Consider the following 15,331-nt stretch of genomic DNA (forward strand, 5'->3'; position numbering starts at 1 on the left):
CTAGCCCAGAATCCAGCTGCGGCCCTCGGCCGCGAGCTTGTCGATCAGGGTGGCCGAGTCGTGCTCCTTGGCGAACAGATGCTCGGGCCGGGTGATCGGCACGATCCACAACCAGGTGACCGGGTCGCCGTGGAACGTCAGCCCCGAGGTGTCGGGCGGCAGGTGCCCCGACTCCCCCGACAGGGGTGTCGGGTCGGCCACCAGCAGTACCGCGGCGTTGCCGCCCCGCATGGCGGTGTCCTCGGGGTTGTCCAGCCACTTCACGCTGTGCCCGGTGCCGAACCAGGTCACCGCCCGCCACGGGAACGCCCCGATCCAGCGGAAGATCCGCGCCGCCACGTGCGCCTGGGTGGTGGTGGCCAGGGCCAGTTCGATCCGCGCGTAGGCCGAGGTGTCGGCCATGTACCGGTCGAGCGTGGGCATGCGCTGGCCGCACATGCCCACCGTGCTGAGCACGGTGTAGGGCCGGTCCTCGGTTGGCGGGCGCTCCGACACCCGGATCAGCGGCGCGTGGCCGTCGGACACGTCCCAGTAGTGCCCGGCGGGCCCCACGGTGCGGGTGAGGTGGTTGAACACCGTGCGCTGCACGCTGCGCCAGGCGTTGGGCGCGGCCCGCCAGTCCCAGTACGCCTCGGCGTGCACCACGCGCGGCCACAGCTGCGCGGCCACGGGGTCCAGCGCCCAGGCGTAGGGGGAGCGGCCGATCGCCTCGCGGGCGTAGCCGGGCAGGCCGCTGTCGGCCTCGGCCCAGCCCGGGATGATCGCCAGCAGGCCGTCGTCGTCCAGGAGGGCCACGCCGTCGCCCTCCTCGAACCACACCGCCCGCAGGCTGTCCTCGGCGAACGGCGCGCGGCCCTGGGGGTGCTTGGTGTGGGCCGCCGGCATGAGCGGGGCCTGACCTCGGTACAGGCCCTCGGGATCGCTGCTGTCGGGCGCCATCTCGTGGTTGGCCAGCCACACCGGCACACGGATCGTGCCGCGGGCGTCGAGCAGGTAGGCGGCCGTGGTCCGTGTGTCGTACTCCACGATCACCCGGCGGCTGCGGTACGGGCTGAACTGGTCGAGGAGTACGCGCGCTCCGGCCACCGGCCCTCCTTGTCGGCTGGTCGAACGACTCGTCAACGGACGGCGCCGCCCCAGCGCCGCATAGTATGAACCGTAGTGCCCCAAGGGGCGGCACCACGGCGTCCGCCGCATTGGCCGTTTAGGCCCCTAAAGTACCGCGCATCGCCGCTTCCGTCGCCGGTTCCGCCCGCTCCCTTCCGTCCTTGGATACCGATGCCTGCCGAGCTCACCTTCGTCGCACCCCGCCGGGCCCAGCCGCCCCGCCACCTCGCCGACCTCAGCCCCGAGCAGCGCCGCGAGGCGGTCGCCGAGCTGGGCGAGCCGCCCTTCCGCGCCAAGCAGCTCGCGCAGCACTACTTCGGCCGCCTGGAGTCCGACACCGCGGCCATGACCGACCTCCCGGCCGGCGCCCGCGAGCGCCTGGGCGCCGCCCTGCTGCCGCCGCTGCTCACCCCGGTGCGCCACATCACCTGCGACAACGGCATGACCCGCAAGACCCTGTGGCGGGCCTTCGACGGCGTGCTGTTCGAGTCCGTGCTCATGCGCTACCCCGACCGCGTCACGCTGTGCGTGTCCTCCCAGGCCGGCTGCGGCATGAACTGCCCCTTCTGCGCCACCGGCCAGAACGGCCTCACCCGCAACCTCTCCACCGGCGAGATCGTCGACCAGGTGGTGTCGGTGGCGCGCGACCTCGCCCGCGGCGAGGTCGCCGGCGGCCCCGGCCGCATCAGCAACATCGTCTTCATGGGCATGGGCGAGCCGCTGGCCAACTACAAGCGGGTGCTGGAGTCCGTCCGGCGCATCACCGACCCCGTGCCCGGCGGCCTGGGGATCTCCCAGCGCAGCGTCACGGTCTCCACCGTCGGCCTGGTGCCGGCCATCGACAAGCTGATCGCCGAACGCATGCAGGTGCGCCTGGCGGTGTCGCTGCACGCCCCCGACGACGACCTGCGCGACGAACTGGTGCCGGTCAACAACCGGTGGAAGGTGGCCGAGGTCCTCGACGCCGCGTGGCGCTACGCCGGCACCACCGGCCGCCGGGTCTCCATCGAGTACGCTCTGATCCGCGACATCAACGACCAGGCGTGGCGGGCCGACCTCCTCGGGCGGCTGCTCAAGGGCCACCTGGTGCACGTCAACCTGATCCCGCTGAACCCCACACCCGGCTCGAAGTGGACCGCCTCGCGGCCCGAGGACGAACGCGAGTTCGTGCGCCGCCTGGAGGCCCACGGCGTGCCGGTGACCGTCCGCGACACCCGCGGCCAGGAGATCGACGGCGCGTGCGGCCAGCTGGCCGCGGCCGAGAACTAGCGCCCGCGCTCCGCCGCACCCCCGGTCCCGCCCGGCTCCTTCGTCCCCGGCGAAACGGAAGGCCGCAGTGATCCAGTCCGTCACCGAGACCGCGCTGGCCTTTGTCATGGGGGCGGTGTCGGCGCTGGTCCCGGTCATCAACGTCGAGCTGTACCTGATGGGCATGGGCGCGCTCGGCGGCGGCGTGCTGTTCGCCATGGCGGTGGCGGCCGGAATCGGCCAGACCCTCGCCAAGATCGTCTACTTCTACCTCGGCCGCGGCGCGCTCAACATCCCCTGGCTCAAGCGCAGGGCCGAGACCCCCTCGCGCTGGGCCGAGCGGGCCGAGCGCTGGCGCGCCAAGGCCGAGGGCCGGCCGCTGTGGACGATGGGGCTGGTGGGGGTCAGCTCGTTCTCCAGCATCCCGCCGTTCATGGTGGTGGCGGTGCTGGCCGGCACCCTGCGCATGCCGCTGGTGAGCTTCGTGGCGGTCACGTTCGTCACCCGCACCGCGCGGTTCGCGGCCCTGGTCTACGCCCCCGGCCTGGCCTTGGGGCTGCTCTAGCCGGGTCGCGGCGCGGGCCCGGCGGCCCTACCGGGTGCCCCAGGCGTAGGTCTGCTTGTGCAGCTTGAGGTAGAGGAAGGTCTCGGTGCCGGTCACCCCGGGCACGGCCCGGACGGCGCCGAGGATCTTCAGCAGTTCGTCGTCGTCGGCGGCCACCACCTCGACCAGGACGTCGAAGGAGCCCGCGGTGACCACCACGTAGTCCACGCCGTCCAGGTCGGAGATCCGGTCGGCCACGGCGGTGAGGTCGCCGTCGGTGCGCACCCCGATCATGGCCTGGCGGCTGAACCCCAGCATCATCGGGTCGGTCACGCCCACCACCTGCACCACGCCGGCCTCCAGCAGGCGCTGCACGCGCTGGCGCACCGCCGCCTCCGACAGTCCCACGGCCTTGCCGATGGCGGCGTAGGAGCGGCGCCCGTCCTGCTGGAGCTGCTCGATGATGCGCTTGGCCGTGGCGTCGAGCACGATGCCGGAGGCCGCGTGCCTCCGTCCGGCCGGTGCCGTACCACCGTGGTCGGTCACAGGGGCCTCCGATGTCTGGGGTTGACGCGAACGAATGCGTCCCGCTCGCCATTCTGCCGAATTGGTTGCGCGAGTAGGGCTGGAAAACGGAATCAAAAGTACTGCACGGAAAGCGCCCGGGCGGCGGCGCCGGGGGCGCGGCGCGGGGAGAGACCGGTCACGTGGCGAGCCGGCCGCGCACGGAGTCCAGCGCCAGCAGCGCCACGTGCAGCGACAGGCAGGTCTCGACGGAGTCCAGGTCGGCGCCGAGCACGTGGGAGATCCGGCGCAGCCGCTCGTAGAACGCCGGCCGCGACAGGTGGGCGGTGGACGCCGCCAGGGCCTTGTTGCGCCCGGCCTCAAGATAGCGGCGCAGCATCTCGGTGAGGTCGCTGCCGTGGCGGGCGTCGTAGTCCAGCAGCGGGCCCAGTTCGCGCTCCACGTAGGTCTGCAGCCGCTCGTCGTCGCGCAGCAGGTGCAGCAGGCCGCGCAGCCGCAGGTCGGTGAGCCGGTAGAACGGCCGGCCGCCCTCGCGCGGCTCCTCGTGCGCGGCCACGTCGCCCACCTGGCGCGCCTCCAGGAACGAGCGCCGCACCTCGCGCACGTCCTCGGCGGTGGAGCCGGCCGCGAGCACCGCCTCGGCGCCCACCCGGCCGCGGATGCGCTCGGCCAGCCGGTGCAGCGCGGAGTCCAGGTCGCCGGACTCGGGCTGGGCCAGCAGCACGCCCACCCGGAGGTCGTCGACCGAGCCCACCAGCGCCGCCAGCCGCAGTTCGCGGCAGGCCCGCGCCACCGCCTCGGCGGTGTCGGCCAACCGGGCCTGCGCGGCCAGCCCGGTGCCCGCCTCGCGCAGCCGCAGCACCAGCCCCACCAGGGGCCGCCCGCCCAGCGGCACGCCCACCGCGCGGGCGCGCACCAGCGCCTCCTCGGGGTCGGAGTAGGCCCGGTCGATGATCCCGGAGATGATCGTGCGGTGGGTCTGCCGCTCCAGGCTCTCCTGGTGGCGCTCCAGCAGCCGCCCCAGGGCCAGCGTGGTGGCGGCCCGCTCCAGGAGCATGGTCTGGCGCGGGCTGGGCGCCGCGCCGCAGATGAGGATGAGCCGCCCCCAGTCCTGGCCGCGCGCGCCCACCGTGGTCACCAGCCAGCCCGAGGGCGCGTCGTGCACCGTGCGCCCGGAGGTGCGCACCGCGCGCGAGCGCGCCTCCCACGAGGCGAGGAGCCGGCCGGGGTCCTCGCCGTTGAGGTCGCACACCAGCACCTGGTGCGCCAGGTTCTCCAGCACCACCGGGCAGTCCGACAGCTGCGCGATCTCGCGCAGCACCCGCTGCGGGGGCGCCCCCTCGACCGACAGCTCGGTGAAGACCTCGTGCAGCCGCGCGGACTCCCGCAGTTCGGCGAGCTGCTGGTTGACCACGCGGGAGTGCACGGCCTCGGTGATCTCGACGAACCGGGCCTCGCGCTCCAGGCAGATCACCGGAATGCCCGCCGCCCGCGCCGGCTCCAGCAGCGCCGGAGGCAGCTCGGTGCGGTACTTGCGGCCCAGCTCCACGGCGATCCCGGCGACCCCGGCCGAGGCCAGGCCGTCGACGTAGCGCTGCAGCGAGGGCGGGTCGTCGGGCATGGCGATCCCGGTGGTCAGCACCAGTTCGCCGCCGCGCAGCAGGTGGGCGAGGTCGGTGACCTCGGCGATGTGCACCCAGCGGACCGTGCCGCCGAGGCGGTCGGCGCCGACGACCACGCGCGGGCGGGCGCGCTGGACGGCGGGCAGCCCCAGCACATCGGCGAGCGTCGGCAGCATCCGACCAGTCTAGGGCGGCTGGTCGCGGGCCAGGAGGGCCGATCGGGCGCCCGGTGTGCGCGGGCCCCGGGCCGCCCCTCGGAACCGGGGCGGCGTCCCCCGCGCGGCCCGCCCGGCGGTCCGGCCGGCCCTGACACGGTGTCAACCACCCCGGTGCGAAACCGACACCCTGCCGCTGGCACGCGGGTGCCCGGCGGGCGAGACTGGGCACATGTCGGATCTGCTCGCTCGCCACCGCGCCGTCCTGCCCTCCTGGCTCGCCCTCTACTACGACGCCCCCATCGAGATCGTCAGCGGCAAGGGGGTGCGCGTCACCGACGCCGACGGCACCACCTACCTCGACTTCTTCGCCGGCATCCTCACCAACATGCTGGGCTACGACGTCGCCGAGGTCCGCGAGGCCGTCGAGCGCCAGCTCGCCAGCGGCGTCGTGCACACCTCGACCCTCTACCTGCTGCGCGGCCAGGTCGAGCTGGCCGAGAAGATCGCCCGGCTCTCCAACATCCCCGACGCCAAGGTCTTCTTCACCAACTCCGGCACCGAGGCCAACGAGACCGCCCTGCTGCTGGCCACCCGCGCCCGCGGCAGCGACCAGGTCCTGGCCATGCGCAACGGCTACCACGGGCGCTCCTACGGCACGGTGGCCGTCACCGGCAACGCCTCCTGGAAGAACTCCGCGCTCTCCCCGCTCAACGTGCACTACCTGCACGGCACCGACCGCCGCGCCCCCGCGTTCGCGCGGCTGTCCGACGAGGAGTACGTGGAGGCGTGCGTGGCCGACCTGCGCGACGTCCTCGCCACCGCCACCGCGCCCGACGTGGCCTGCCTGATCGCCGAGCCCGTGCAGGGCGTCGGCGGGTTCACCATGCCTCCGCCCGGCCTGTTCGCCGCCTACAAGGAGGTGCTGGACGAGTACGGCATCCTGTTCGTCTCCGACGAGGTGCAGACCGGCTGGGGCCGCACCGGCGCCGCCTTCTGGGGCATCGCCGAGCACGGCGTCACGCCGGATGCCATGACCTTCGCCAAGGGCCTGGGCAACGGGTTCGCCATCGGCGGCGTCGTGGCGCGCGGCGACCTCATGGACCGCCTCACCGCCAACGGGGTCTCCACCTTCGGCGGCAACCCCATCGCCACGGCCGCCGCCAACGCCGTCATCGACTACGTCCTCGACCACGACCTCCAGGCCAACGCCGCGCGGCTGGGCGCGCTGGTGCTGGAGGGCCTGCGCCCCCTGGCCGGCCTCCCCTCGGTCGCCGACGTGCGCGGCAAGGGCCTGATGTTCGCGATCGACATGGCCGATCCGGGCACCGGGCGGCCGGCCCCCGAGCTGGCCGCCGCCGTTCTGGAGGCCACCCGGCGCCGGGGCCTGCTCATCGGGAAGGGCGGCCTGCACGGCAACGTCCTGCGCATCGCGCCGCCGCTGACGGTCGGGGAGGGCGACGCGCGCGAGGCCCGCGACATCCTCGTCGACGCCGTCACCGAGGTCGACACCGCCGCCCGCTGACCCCGCCACCGCCTGTTCTGCGAGGACGCCCATGAGTACCCACGTCACCCACTGGATCGGCGGCAAGCCGCACCCCGGCGGCGCCGCCGAACGGCGCGGCGACATCCACAACCCCGCCACCGGTGAGGTCACCGGCACCGTGGCCCTGGCGGGCCCGGCCGAGGTGGACACCGCCGTGGCCGCCGCGCGCGCCGCGTTCCCCGCCTGGCGCGACGCCTCCCTGGCCCAGCGCGCCGCCGTGCTGTTCCGCTTCCGCGAACTCGTGCACCGCCACAGCGGCGAGCTGGCCGCGATCATCAGCGCCGAGCACGGCAAGGTGGTCTCCGACGCCGCCGGCGAGGTCGCCCGCGGCCTGGAGGTCGTGGAGTTCGCCTGCGGGATCCCCCACCTGCTCAAGGGCGCGTTCTCCGAGAACGTGTCCACGCGGGTGGACGCCTACTCCATCCCCCAGCCGCTGGGCGTGGTCGCTGCGGTCACGCCGTTCAACTTCCCGGCCATGGTGCCGATGTGGATGTTCCCCGTCGCCATCGCCTGCGGCAACACCGTGGTCCTCAAGCCCAGCGAGAAGGACCCCTCGGCGGCGGTGCGCCTGGCCGAGCTGTGGGCCGAGGCCGGGCTGCCCGACGGCGTGTTCAACGTGGTCCACGGCGACCGGGAGGCGGTCGAGGCGCTGCTGGTCCACCCCGATGTCAAGGCGGTCAGCTTCGTGGGCTCCACCCCGATCGCCCGGCACGTCTACGCCACGGCCGCCGCGCACGGAAAGCGCGTGCAGGCGCTGGGCGGCGCCAAGAACCACATGCTGGTGCTGGCCGACGCCGATCTGGACACCGCCGCCGACGCCGCCGTCTCGGCCGCATACGGCTCGGCGGGGGAGCGGTGCATGGCGGTCTCGGCGGTGGTGGCGGTCGAGGCGGTCGCCGACGACCTGCTGGAGCGCATCACCGAGCGGGTGCGGCGGCTGCGCGTGGGCCCCGGCGACGACGAGCGCAGCGAGATGGGCCCCCTGGTCACCCGCGAGCACCGCGACCGGGTCGCCGCCTACCTGGAGGCGGGCGTGCGCGAGGGCGCCACGCTGGCGATCGACGGCCGCGTGCACCCGGTGCTGGGCGGCGGCGGCGCGGGGTTCTGGCTGGGGCCCTCGCTGCTGGACCGGGTGACCCCCGAGATGAGCTGCTACACCGACGAGATCTTCGGCCCGGTGCTGAGCATGCTGCGGGTGCCCGACCTCGACGCCGGACTGCGGCTGATCAACGCCAACCCCTACGGCAACGGAACGGCGGTGTTCACCGCCGACGGCGCCGCCGCCCGGCGGTTCCAGAACGAGGTCGAGGTCGGCATGGTCGGGATCAACGTGCCGATCCCGGTGCCGATGGCCTACTACTCCTTCGGCGGGTGGAAGGACTCCCTGTTCGGCGACTCCCACATGCACGGCGTGGAGGGGGTGCGCTTCTACACCCGCACCAAGGCCGTGACGGCGCGCTGGCGGCCCGGCGCCGGGGAGGCGGCCGGGTCGCGGGTGGACCTGGGATTCCCCTCCGGCGGCTGATCGCGCGTGCGGCGGACCGGCCGGGCCGGTCCGCCGCACGCGAGGGATTTCGCCTACTCAGGGTTTTTCCGCGAACACCAGGAGTATGGTGGAGGCCGATCCGCCGCCGCGCGCCACTCCTGCGCGGCGGCCGCCGTCGGCGTTTCCGGACGGCGCGCTCATTCCCCTCCTCCCCCCTTGGAGCGGGCGCGTCAGCGGGTGCGCTCCGGGTCTGGAACCCCCCTGGACCCGGAGCGCCCCGCCTCGTTCGGCGGGGCCATCCGCACCCCTCGGCGCCGTCGCCGCGCCGCCCTCCGCGCCCGCACCCCCGTGCGCGGTCAGTGGGCGACCAGCGCGTGTTCCAGCAGGTGGTCGTCCTGCTCGGCCAGGAACCCGGCGCATTCGTCGCACCCGTAGAGTTCGCCGCCCTCGGGCGACCCGCCGATCGGGTGCCGCGGGCGCGGCCAGCGGACGTGGCATACGGCGCAGGCGTCCCCCATCATCTGCGCGGTGCTCAGCGACCCTGGGTCGAAGAGGTGAATGTCGGTTGTGTCCCCATTTTTGATGTCTGATCCGCACATAATGCTCAGACCGCTCAACGTCCTTGCTCCCCCCGTGGTTTAGGACAGTGTGGCGGGCTTGTGGCTATCGGCTCTTATTGAATCAGAAACGGTCTGCGACCGGAATGGCACGGGCCGATTTTTACTACAGAGAGCCTAGGTAGAGTAACTATCCGTAGTTGTCAGTGGAATGGGTCGGGGGGAAGTGTGGTCGAAGGCGTTAAATGTCGGAATCCGCCTTACTGCTTGGCGGTCACGCTGAACCGCCGGAGGGCCAGGGTGGGGTTTTTCGTCCGGACCTCGGTGAGGCGTTCGTCCGATATGTGCGCGACCGCAATCCCCGTCTGCTCACCCAGCGCGGCCAGCCGCACCCCCATCGGGTCGACGATCATGCTGTTTCCGGACCCCGTGGGAGCGTTCTGCCCGGCCGCCGCCACGTACATCGTGTTCTCGATCGCCCGCGCCCGCACCAGGGTGGTCCAGTGGTCCTCCTTCAGCGGCCCCGGAACCCACTCGGCGGCCAGCAGCAGCACCTGGGCCCCCGCGTCGGCGATGCGCCGGGTGACCTCGGGGAACCGCAGGTCGAAGCAGGTCTGCAGGCCGAATGTCAGGCCGTCGACGGTAAAGGTGCGCGGCTCCTCGATCGCGCCGGGCTCCACCACGTCGGACTCGGTCACGCCGAAGGCGTCGTAGAGGTGCAGCTTGCGGTAGAGCGCCACGACCTCCCCGCCGGGCGCCACCGCCACCAGCGTGTTGCGGAACCGCTCGCCGCCGGGCGCGGACTCCACCACGCCGGCCACCACCACCGCGCGCGAGGCCGAGGCGAGCCGGGCGAGCCCGGCCACGAACGCGCCGTCCAGCGGCTCGGCGGCGGCCACGAACCGCTCGTCGGTGCGGGGCGCGGTGAACATCGCGTACTCCGGCAGCAGCACCACCCGCGCGCCCTGGTCGGCGGCCTCGGCCACCAGCCGGCCCGCGGCGGCCAGGTTCGCCGGCTTGTCCTCGCCGGGGGCGAACTGCGCGACTGCGACGTTGACCATCGGACTCCCTCACCGGTTCGGCGCCGGCCTCGGGCCGCAGCCGCCCCGGCGCGCCCCGCGCAAGCGGGGGTGGCACCGATTGTGCCCGAGATCAGCCCGTTCGACCCACCCCGTCGGCCGTGCCCGCCGCCACCTCGCGCGCGAACCGCAGCACCGCGTCGGAGAACGCGTCGGGCCGGTCGAAGGCCACCAGGTGGCCGGCGCCCGGCACCACCTCGACGCGCGCCCGGGCGCAGGCCGCGGCGAACGCGGCCTCCTCGGACCGGAACACCAGGTCGCGCGCCCCGTTGAGGATCAGCACCGGCATGTCGGCGCCGCGCAGGCTCTCCGGCGCGAAGCGCCCCAGCACCGCCCGCCAGGCCGCCGGAAGGGCCGCGAACCCGTACCCGGCCTCGACGGCCGGCCCCACCACGTCGGCGGGGTAGGCGCGCCGGAAGGCCCAGTCGTTCCACCGGGTCAGCCGCGCCGGGTCAAGGCGCGCCACGGCGGCGGCGACGGCGCGGAAGGGCAGCGTGTAGACGCCGGTCGTGCGCGCCGTGCAGCCCGACAGCACCACGCCGCGGCAGCGCTCGGGGCGGCGCCGCGCGTACTCCATGGTCACGTAGCCGCCCAGGGAGTGGCCGACCACGACCGCCGCCGCGGCGCCGGCGGCGTCCAGGGCGTCGTCGAGGGCCGCCACGCAGGAGTCGAGGGTGAAGGGCGTGTTGCGCAGCGCGCCGTGGCCGGGCAGGTCGACGGCCAGCGTGCGCAGCCTGCCGCGCAGCCGCGCCGTCTGGGGTGCCCACTGGGCGGCGCTGAGCCGGGTCCCGTGCACGAACAGCACCCAGGGCAGGCCGGCGCCGCCGGGCTCCGGACCGGAATCGGAGGTCTGCACGCACACAGCGTGGCACAGCCCCCAAGGCGCGGCCGGGCCGGGGCCGCGCACCCGCCGGGGACGGTACGGCACCGGACCCGGCGGGCGACGGGGTGCGGCCCGGGCGGGCGTCAGCCGCCGACCGGGTAGCGCTGGGTGAGGTCGACGTCGTTCTCGGCCTCGAACTCGGCGATCAGGGCGTTGGCCTCGGCCTGGGTGTCGGCCGCGCGCAGGTGCTCGTGGACGGCCGCCAGCTCCTCGGCCTGCTCCTGGGCCCCGGCCGCGCGCAGCGCGTCGGCGGTGGTGGCGCCCGAGCCGCCGAACTGGCGCACCGCGGCGTAGTAGATGTCGGCGACGCCCCGGCACAGCCAGTCGCCGTCGCAGATGCCGTAGAGGTCGTCGCGGAAGTTGTCGTCGATGCGCAGCCGGTTCTCCTCGGTGAACCGGGCCTGGAGTTCGTAGTTGCGGTAGCCGAAGTCGTGGCGCTTGCAGCCGGGGTCGAAGTCGTAGCCGATGGGCTGGTCGGGCGACCAGCTGCAGGAGTCGCTGCTCCAGTCGAGCTGGTCGCTGTAGGGCGCCTGGTCGCGGGTTTCGATGAAGGCGGTGAGCGAGAGGTCGTAGAGGTAGGTGTCGGTGACGCTCCGCAGCTCCTCGGGCGGCAGGGCGGCCGCGTTGGCCACGCCGGCGCCGGTGAGGGCGAGGACGCCGGCGCCCGCGAGGGCGGTCGCGGCCTGGACGAGGCGTCGGACGGGAGAGCGCATGGGGGGATTCCCCTTCCGGTGCGAACGAGGTGACTACCGATAGATAGGGGAGATGACGCACCGTGCGAAAGGCCGACGCGCGAAATGCCGGGTGATGTTTGTGTAACCGGTTGGACACGAACGGCGGTGACCCGGAATCGGCCTGACCGAAACCGGGAGGGAGCGGCCCGCGCAACCTTGCCCTCGCCCCGCCCCCGGCACCGCCCGGCTCCCTCACAGGGACCGGGCGGGCCCGGACGGAAGGGGGGGAACCGCTAGAGGAGGCCCTTCTTGACGACGCCCTCGGTCAGCGCCCGCGCCGTCTCGGCGGTGTCGCCGATGTGGCCCTCGTGCCCGGTGCGCCGCAGCAGTTCGGCGCGCAGGGCCGCGACCACGGGCGGGGAGGCGGCGGCCGCCGCCAGCGGGCCGGGCTCCAGGGCCGCCCGCCAGGCCCGCAGGGTCTCCAGCCGGCCCCGTTCGACCGCCTCGCGCGTCAGCGGCAGCAGCGCGTCCACCCGCTCGTGCAGGGGCGCCTCCGACAGCAGGTCCACGTCGACGACCAGGCCGGTCCCGGCGTCCTCGCCGCCGTCGCCGAGGTGGTGGGCCTGCCACACGCGCCCGTTGGTCAGCACCGCCCACGCCACCTTGCGCTCGGCCGCGTGCAGCCGGGCCTGGCGCAGGCCGCGCGGGTCCAGCCGCGCGCCGCACGGCTTGACCTCGATGAACGCGAAGAGGGTGTCGCCCAGCGTGATCCCGTAGTCCACCGACTCGCCCTTGGTGCGGTACTCGGTGGTGAGGTCGCCGTACTTGCTGAAGTTCAGGCCGTCGCTGAGGAAGTCGGTCACCAGCAGCCGGGTGTCGCCCTCGTTGGCGTCGCGGGCCAAAAGGTCGGCCAGCGGGCCGGTGAAGCGCTCGATCGCCGCGTTCAGCCGGGCGCGCGCCGCCACCTCCCACGCCGGTGCGGTGTCGCCCTGCCGGGTGATCTCCACGGTCCTGTTGAGGATCTGGGTCGCGTCGGGGTCCATGGAAGCGCCGTCTTTCCGCTGTCGCGCGTGGGCGGCCAAGCGCGGGCCCGCGGGCCCGCCGCACCGGGGATCCGGGCCGCACTGCGGTCCGGAACGATAATCCTCGGCGCGGCCCTTGGCAAAACGGACGCGTCCGAATCCGCCCCGGGCGGGCCGCGGCCCCCTCCGGCGGCGGCGTCGGGGCCGGTCCGCGCCATGATCGCCCATTGACCCCGGCGCCGGGGCGTTCCTACCATCCCAGAGGAAGACGAATCGGTTCAGCGGCCCCCCGCCCCGTGCGGAAGGCCGCCCCGGGTGATCCGCGCCCGCGGTTTGGGAGCGCTCCCGGACCCCGCCCACACCCAGCCGCCCGCCCGCACCCGCCCCGCGATCCGCGCGCCACGGCGCCCCACGACCACCGGAGGTCACCGCACCATGCCCGACAACGGCCCCGCGCCGCTGCTGCCCGCCGACTTCCTGTTCGGCGCCGCCACCGCCTCCTACCAGATCGAGGGGGCCGTGAACGAAGGCGGACGCGGCCCCTCCATCTGGGACACCTACAGCCACACCCCCGGCGCCGTGCTGCGCGGCGAGAACGGCGACGTCGCCTGCGACCACTACCACCGCTACCCCGAGGACGTCGCCCTGCTCACGGAGCTGGGCGTGGGCGCCTACCGCTTTTCCGTGGCCTGGCCCCGGATCCAGCCCTCGGGCACGGGCCCGGCCAACCCCGAGGGGCTGGACTTCTACGACCGCCTGGTCGACGAGTTGACCGCCTCCGGCATCGAGCCGGTCGTCACCCTCTACCACTGGGACCTGCCCCAGGCCCTGGAGGACGCCGGCGGCTGGCGGGTGCGCGCCACCGCCGAGCGCTTCGCCGACTACGCCCGGATCCTGGCCGACCGCCTGGGCGACCGCGTCACCCGCTGGATCACCCACAACGAGCCCTGGTGCGCCGCCTTCCTCGGCCACGCCCTGGGCCGGCACGCCCCCGGCACGCAGGAGGGCACCCCCGCCCTCGCCGTCGCCCACCACCTGCTGGTCAGCCACGGCCTGGCCGCCCGCGAACTGCGCGCGTCGGCGGCCGAGCACGGGCGCGCGGCCGAGGTCGGCATCACCCTCAACCTGGAGCGGCTGGTCCCGGCCACCGACTCCGCCGCCGACCGGGCGGCGGTGGACCGCGCCGAGACCCTGCACAACCGGGTGTGGCTGGACCCGCTGCTGCTGGGCCGCTACCCCGACAACGAGGCCGAGACCTGGGGCGCGCTGGCGGACGGCTCCTACCGCCGCGACGGCGACCTGGAGGTCATCGGCCAGCCGCTGGACTTCCTCGGCGTCAACTTCTACCGGCCGACGAAGATCGCCGACGCGCCCCACACCGAGCCCGACCCCGCCCGCCGCACCGCAATCGACATCGGCACCTCCTCGCCCCGGTTCGAGGGGGTGCGGCACACCACCATGGACTGGCCGGTGGTGCCCTCGGCGTTCACCGACCTGCTGGTGGACCTGCACCGGCGCTACCCGGGCCTGCCGCCGATCCTCATCACCGAGAACGGCTCGGCCGAGGAGGACACCGACCGTACCGGTGAGCGGGTCCACGACACCGACCGCATCGCCTACATCCGCGACCACCTCACGGCGGTCGCCGAGGCGGTCAAGGCGGGGGTGGACGTGCGGGGCTACTTCGTGTGGTCGCTGCTGGACAACTTCGAGTGGGCCTTCGGCTACGAGCGGCGCTTCGGGATCGTCCGGGTCGACTACCACACCCTCACGCGCACGCCCAAGGACAGCTACCACTGGTACCGCGAGACCATCCGCGAGCACGCCGCCGCCCACGGCACCACCGCCTGAGCACACCCGCGCCGCCCCGCGCCGAGCGGGGCCGGGCGGCGCGGGGCACCGCTCAGGCCAGCGGCCGCAGGGAGGCGATCATGGTGTCGAAGTCGGCCGGGTTGGGACCCTCGTCGCCGGAGGTGTCGCCGTAGACCACGAAGTGGTAGACGTCGCCGCCTTCGGGCGCGGTGAACGACACCGCCCGCACCTCGGCCTCGGCCGGGTAGCACTCGAACTCCGGCACCTGGACGGTGGCCCGCACCTGGTGGCCCGCCAGCCCTCCGGCGGTGAACGGCTCGGGCTCGCCCAGTTCCACCTCGGCGGTCCCGCTGTCGTTGCTGTAGGCGGCGTCCGCCCACCTCTGGGCCGTGCGCGCGGCCGCCTCGGCGGTGTCGACCGGTTCGCCCTCCGCCGAGATCCCGGCGGTCCCCGGGCCGGGCGGATAGGTGTGGCAGGGGCCCCGCCGCGCGCCGTACTCCGCCACCCCGCTCATGGCGACCGTCGGGCTGTAGCCGAACGGCGCGTCGGGATCGGGCTCCTCGAACCCCGTGATCACGCCGGGGTCGGCCGCGAACCACGTCTGGGGGATGTCGTAGGCGATCCCGTAGTCGGGCACCGCGACGCCCTTCCAGTTGGCCACCGTCGCCTCGGTCAACGCCTCGGGGGCGTCGGCGGTGGGCGTGCTCAGGGTCACCGGGCTCGGCGACGGGCTCGCGGAGGGCGAGGGCGCGCTGTCGGCCGCCGGCGGCAGTCCGGGCAGTTCGGCGCCGCGCAGCATGACCACCGTGAGCACGACGATGCCGACCACCAGGGCGGCCGCGACCGACAGCACGGCGGCGGCGACGCCCCGGCCCTGGCCGGGGCGGTAGGACCCCGGCGGCGGGCCGGGCGGCGGACCGGGGGGCGGAAAGGAGTGCGGGGGTGTCATGGGCGTTCCGACGCTCGTGGCCCCGCACGGGTTCCCCCTGGTGGGGAGGCGGGTGTCGGCGGTCGGGGCGCCGCGGGGCCCGGCGCCGCGGGAAAGGCGCCCGCCCGCGCGTATGACACCTG

The 15,331-nt window shown here is 74.2% G+C and carries 14 protein-coding genes; 5 read left to right on the forward strand and 9 right to left on the reverse strand.

Features of this window, described 5'->3' with window-relative positions; translation table 11 throughout:
- Entirely contained in the window at positions 1-1,086 is a 1,086-nt protein-coding gene (locus HNR12_RS21800; protein ID WP_179769319.1) for a suppressor of fused domain protein, read from the reverse strand.
- A 192-nt stretch (positions 1,087-1,278) separates the two neighbouring features.
- On the opposite strand from HNR12_RS21800, the gene rlmN reads away from it, so the two are divergent.
- Both rlmN and HNR12_RS21810 read left to right on the forward strand, forming a co-directional pair.
- Positions 1,279-2,376, forward strand: a complete 1,098-nt coding sequence (gene rlmN / locus HNR12_RS21805) for a 23S rRNA (adenine(2503)-C(2))-methyltransferase RlmN (protein ID WP_179769320.1) — start codon at positions 1,279-1,281, stop codon at positions 2,374-2,376.
- 106 nt (positions 2,377-2,482) lie between these two features.
- Positions 2,483-2,920 carry a VTT domain-containing protein gene (locus HNR12_RS21810; RefSeq protein WP_179770808.1) on the forward strand — a complete coding sequence of 146 codons (438 nt, stop codon included), beginning with the start codon at positions 2,483-2,485 and terminating at the stop codon, positions 2,918-2,920.
- Positions 2,921-2,947: 27 nt separating this feature from the next.
- Here the strand turns inward: HNR12_RS21810 and HNR12_RS21815 are convergent, their stop codons facing one another.
- Both HNR12_RS21815 and HNR12_RS21820 read right to left on the reverse strand, forming a co-directional pair.
- A complete protein-coding gene (locus HNR12_RS21815) occupies positions 2,948-3,445 on the reverse strand; it encodes an AsnC family transcriptional regulator (RefSeq protein WP_179769321.1) in 498 nt (165 codons plus the stop codon).
- A gap of 157 nt (positions 3,446-3,602) precedes the next feature.
- Positions 3,603-5,222: a PucR family transcriptional regulator gene (locus HNR12_RS21820; RefSeq protein WP_179769322.1), complete on the reverse strand. Its 1,620-nt coding sequence runs from the start codon at positions 5,220-5,222 to the stop codon at positions 3,603-3,605.
- Positions 5,223-5,433: 211 nt separating this feature from the next.
- Between HNR12_RS21820 and HNR12_RS21825 the strand changes: the two genes are divergently transcribed.
- A complete protein-coding gene (locus tag HNR12_RS21825; RefSeq protein WP_179769323.1) occupies positions 5,434-6,726 on the forward strand; it encodes an aspartate aminotransferase family protein in 1,293 nt (430 codons plus the stop codon).
- A 31-nt stretch (positions 6,727-6,757) separates the two neighbouring features.
- Positions 6,758-8,272 carry a CoA-acylating methylmalonate-semialdehyde dehydrogenase gene (locus tag HNR12_RS21830; RefSeq protein ID WP_179769324.1) on the forward strand — a complete coding sequence of 505 codons (1,515 nt, stop codon included), beginning with the start codon at positions 6,758-6,760 and terminating at the stop codon, positions 8,270-8,272.
- Between the two features lie 317 nt (positions 8,273-8,589).
- Here HNR12_RS21830 and HNR12_RS21835 read toward each other — a convergent pair whose 3' ends face one another.
- The 5 genes from HNR12_RS21835 to HNR12_RS21855 all read right to left on the reverse strand — a co-directional run bounded on the left by HNR12_RS21835 (position 8,590) and on the right by HNR12_RS21855 (position 12,469).
- Positions 8,590-8,754: a hypothetical protein gene (locus tag HNR12_RS21835; protein ID WP_372451158.1), complete on the reverse strand. Its 165-nt coding sequence runs from the start codon at positions 8,752-8,754 to the stop codon at positions 8,590-8,592.
- Positions 8,755-9,050: 296 nt separating this feature from the next.
- Positions 9,051-9,851, reverse strand: coding sequence for a carbon-nitrogen hydrolase family protein (locus tag HNR12_RS21840; RefSeq protein WP_179769326.1), 801 nt, complete (start codon positions 9,849-9,851; stop codon positions 9,051-9,053).
- A 91-nt stretch (positions 9,852-9,942) separates the two neighbouring features.
- Positions 9,943-10,725 (reverse strand): alpha/beta fold hydrolase, encoded by a 783-nt coding sequence (locus HNR12_RS21845; RefSeq protein WP_217783076.1) that lies wholly within the window; start codon positions 10,723-10,725, stop codon positions 9,943-9,945.
- 110 nt (positions 10,726-10,835) lie between these two features.
- Positions 10,836-11,465 carry a phospholipase gene (locus HNR12_RS21850; protein ID WP_179769327.1) on the reverse strand — a complete coding sequence of 210 codons (630 nt, stop codon included), beginning with the start codon at positions 11,463-11,465 and terminating at the stop codon, positions 10,836-10,838.
- 254 nt (positions 11,466-11,719) lie between these two features.
- Positions 11,720-12,469 carry a hypothetical protein gene (locus HNR12_RS21855; RefSeq protein ID WP_179769328.1) on the reverse strand — a complete coding sequence of 250 codons (750 nt, stop codon included), beginning with the start codon at positions 12,467-12,469 and terminating at the stop codon, positions 11,720-11,722.
- A gap of 414 nt (positions 12,470-12,883) precedes the next feature.
- Between HNR12_RS21855 and HNR12_RS21860 the strand changes: the two genes are divergently transcribed.
- Positions 12,884-14,299: a GH1 family beta-glucosidase gene (locus HNR12_RS21860; protein WP_179769329.1), complete on the forward strand. Its 1,416-nt coding sequence runs from the start codon at positions 12,884-12,886 to the stop codon at positions 14,297-14,299.
- Positions 14,300-14,351: 52 nt separating this feature from the next.
- On the opposite strand, the gene HNR12_RS21865 is transcribed toward HNR12_RS21860, so the two are convergent.
- Complete coding sequence (locus HNR12_RS21865) at positions 14,352-15,209, reverse strand: hypothetical protein (protein ID WP_179769330.1); 858 nt, start codon at positions 15,207-15,209, stop codon at positions 14,352-14,354.
- Positions 15,210-15,331 lie beyond the last annotated feature (122 nt).

Origin of the sequence: Streptomonospora nanhaiensis, from assembly GCF_013410565.1 — a bacterium.
Taxonomy (GTDB): Bacteria; Actinomycetota; Actinomycetes; order Streptosporangiales; family Streptosporangiaceae; genus Streptomonospora; species Streptomonospora nanhaiensis.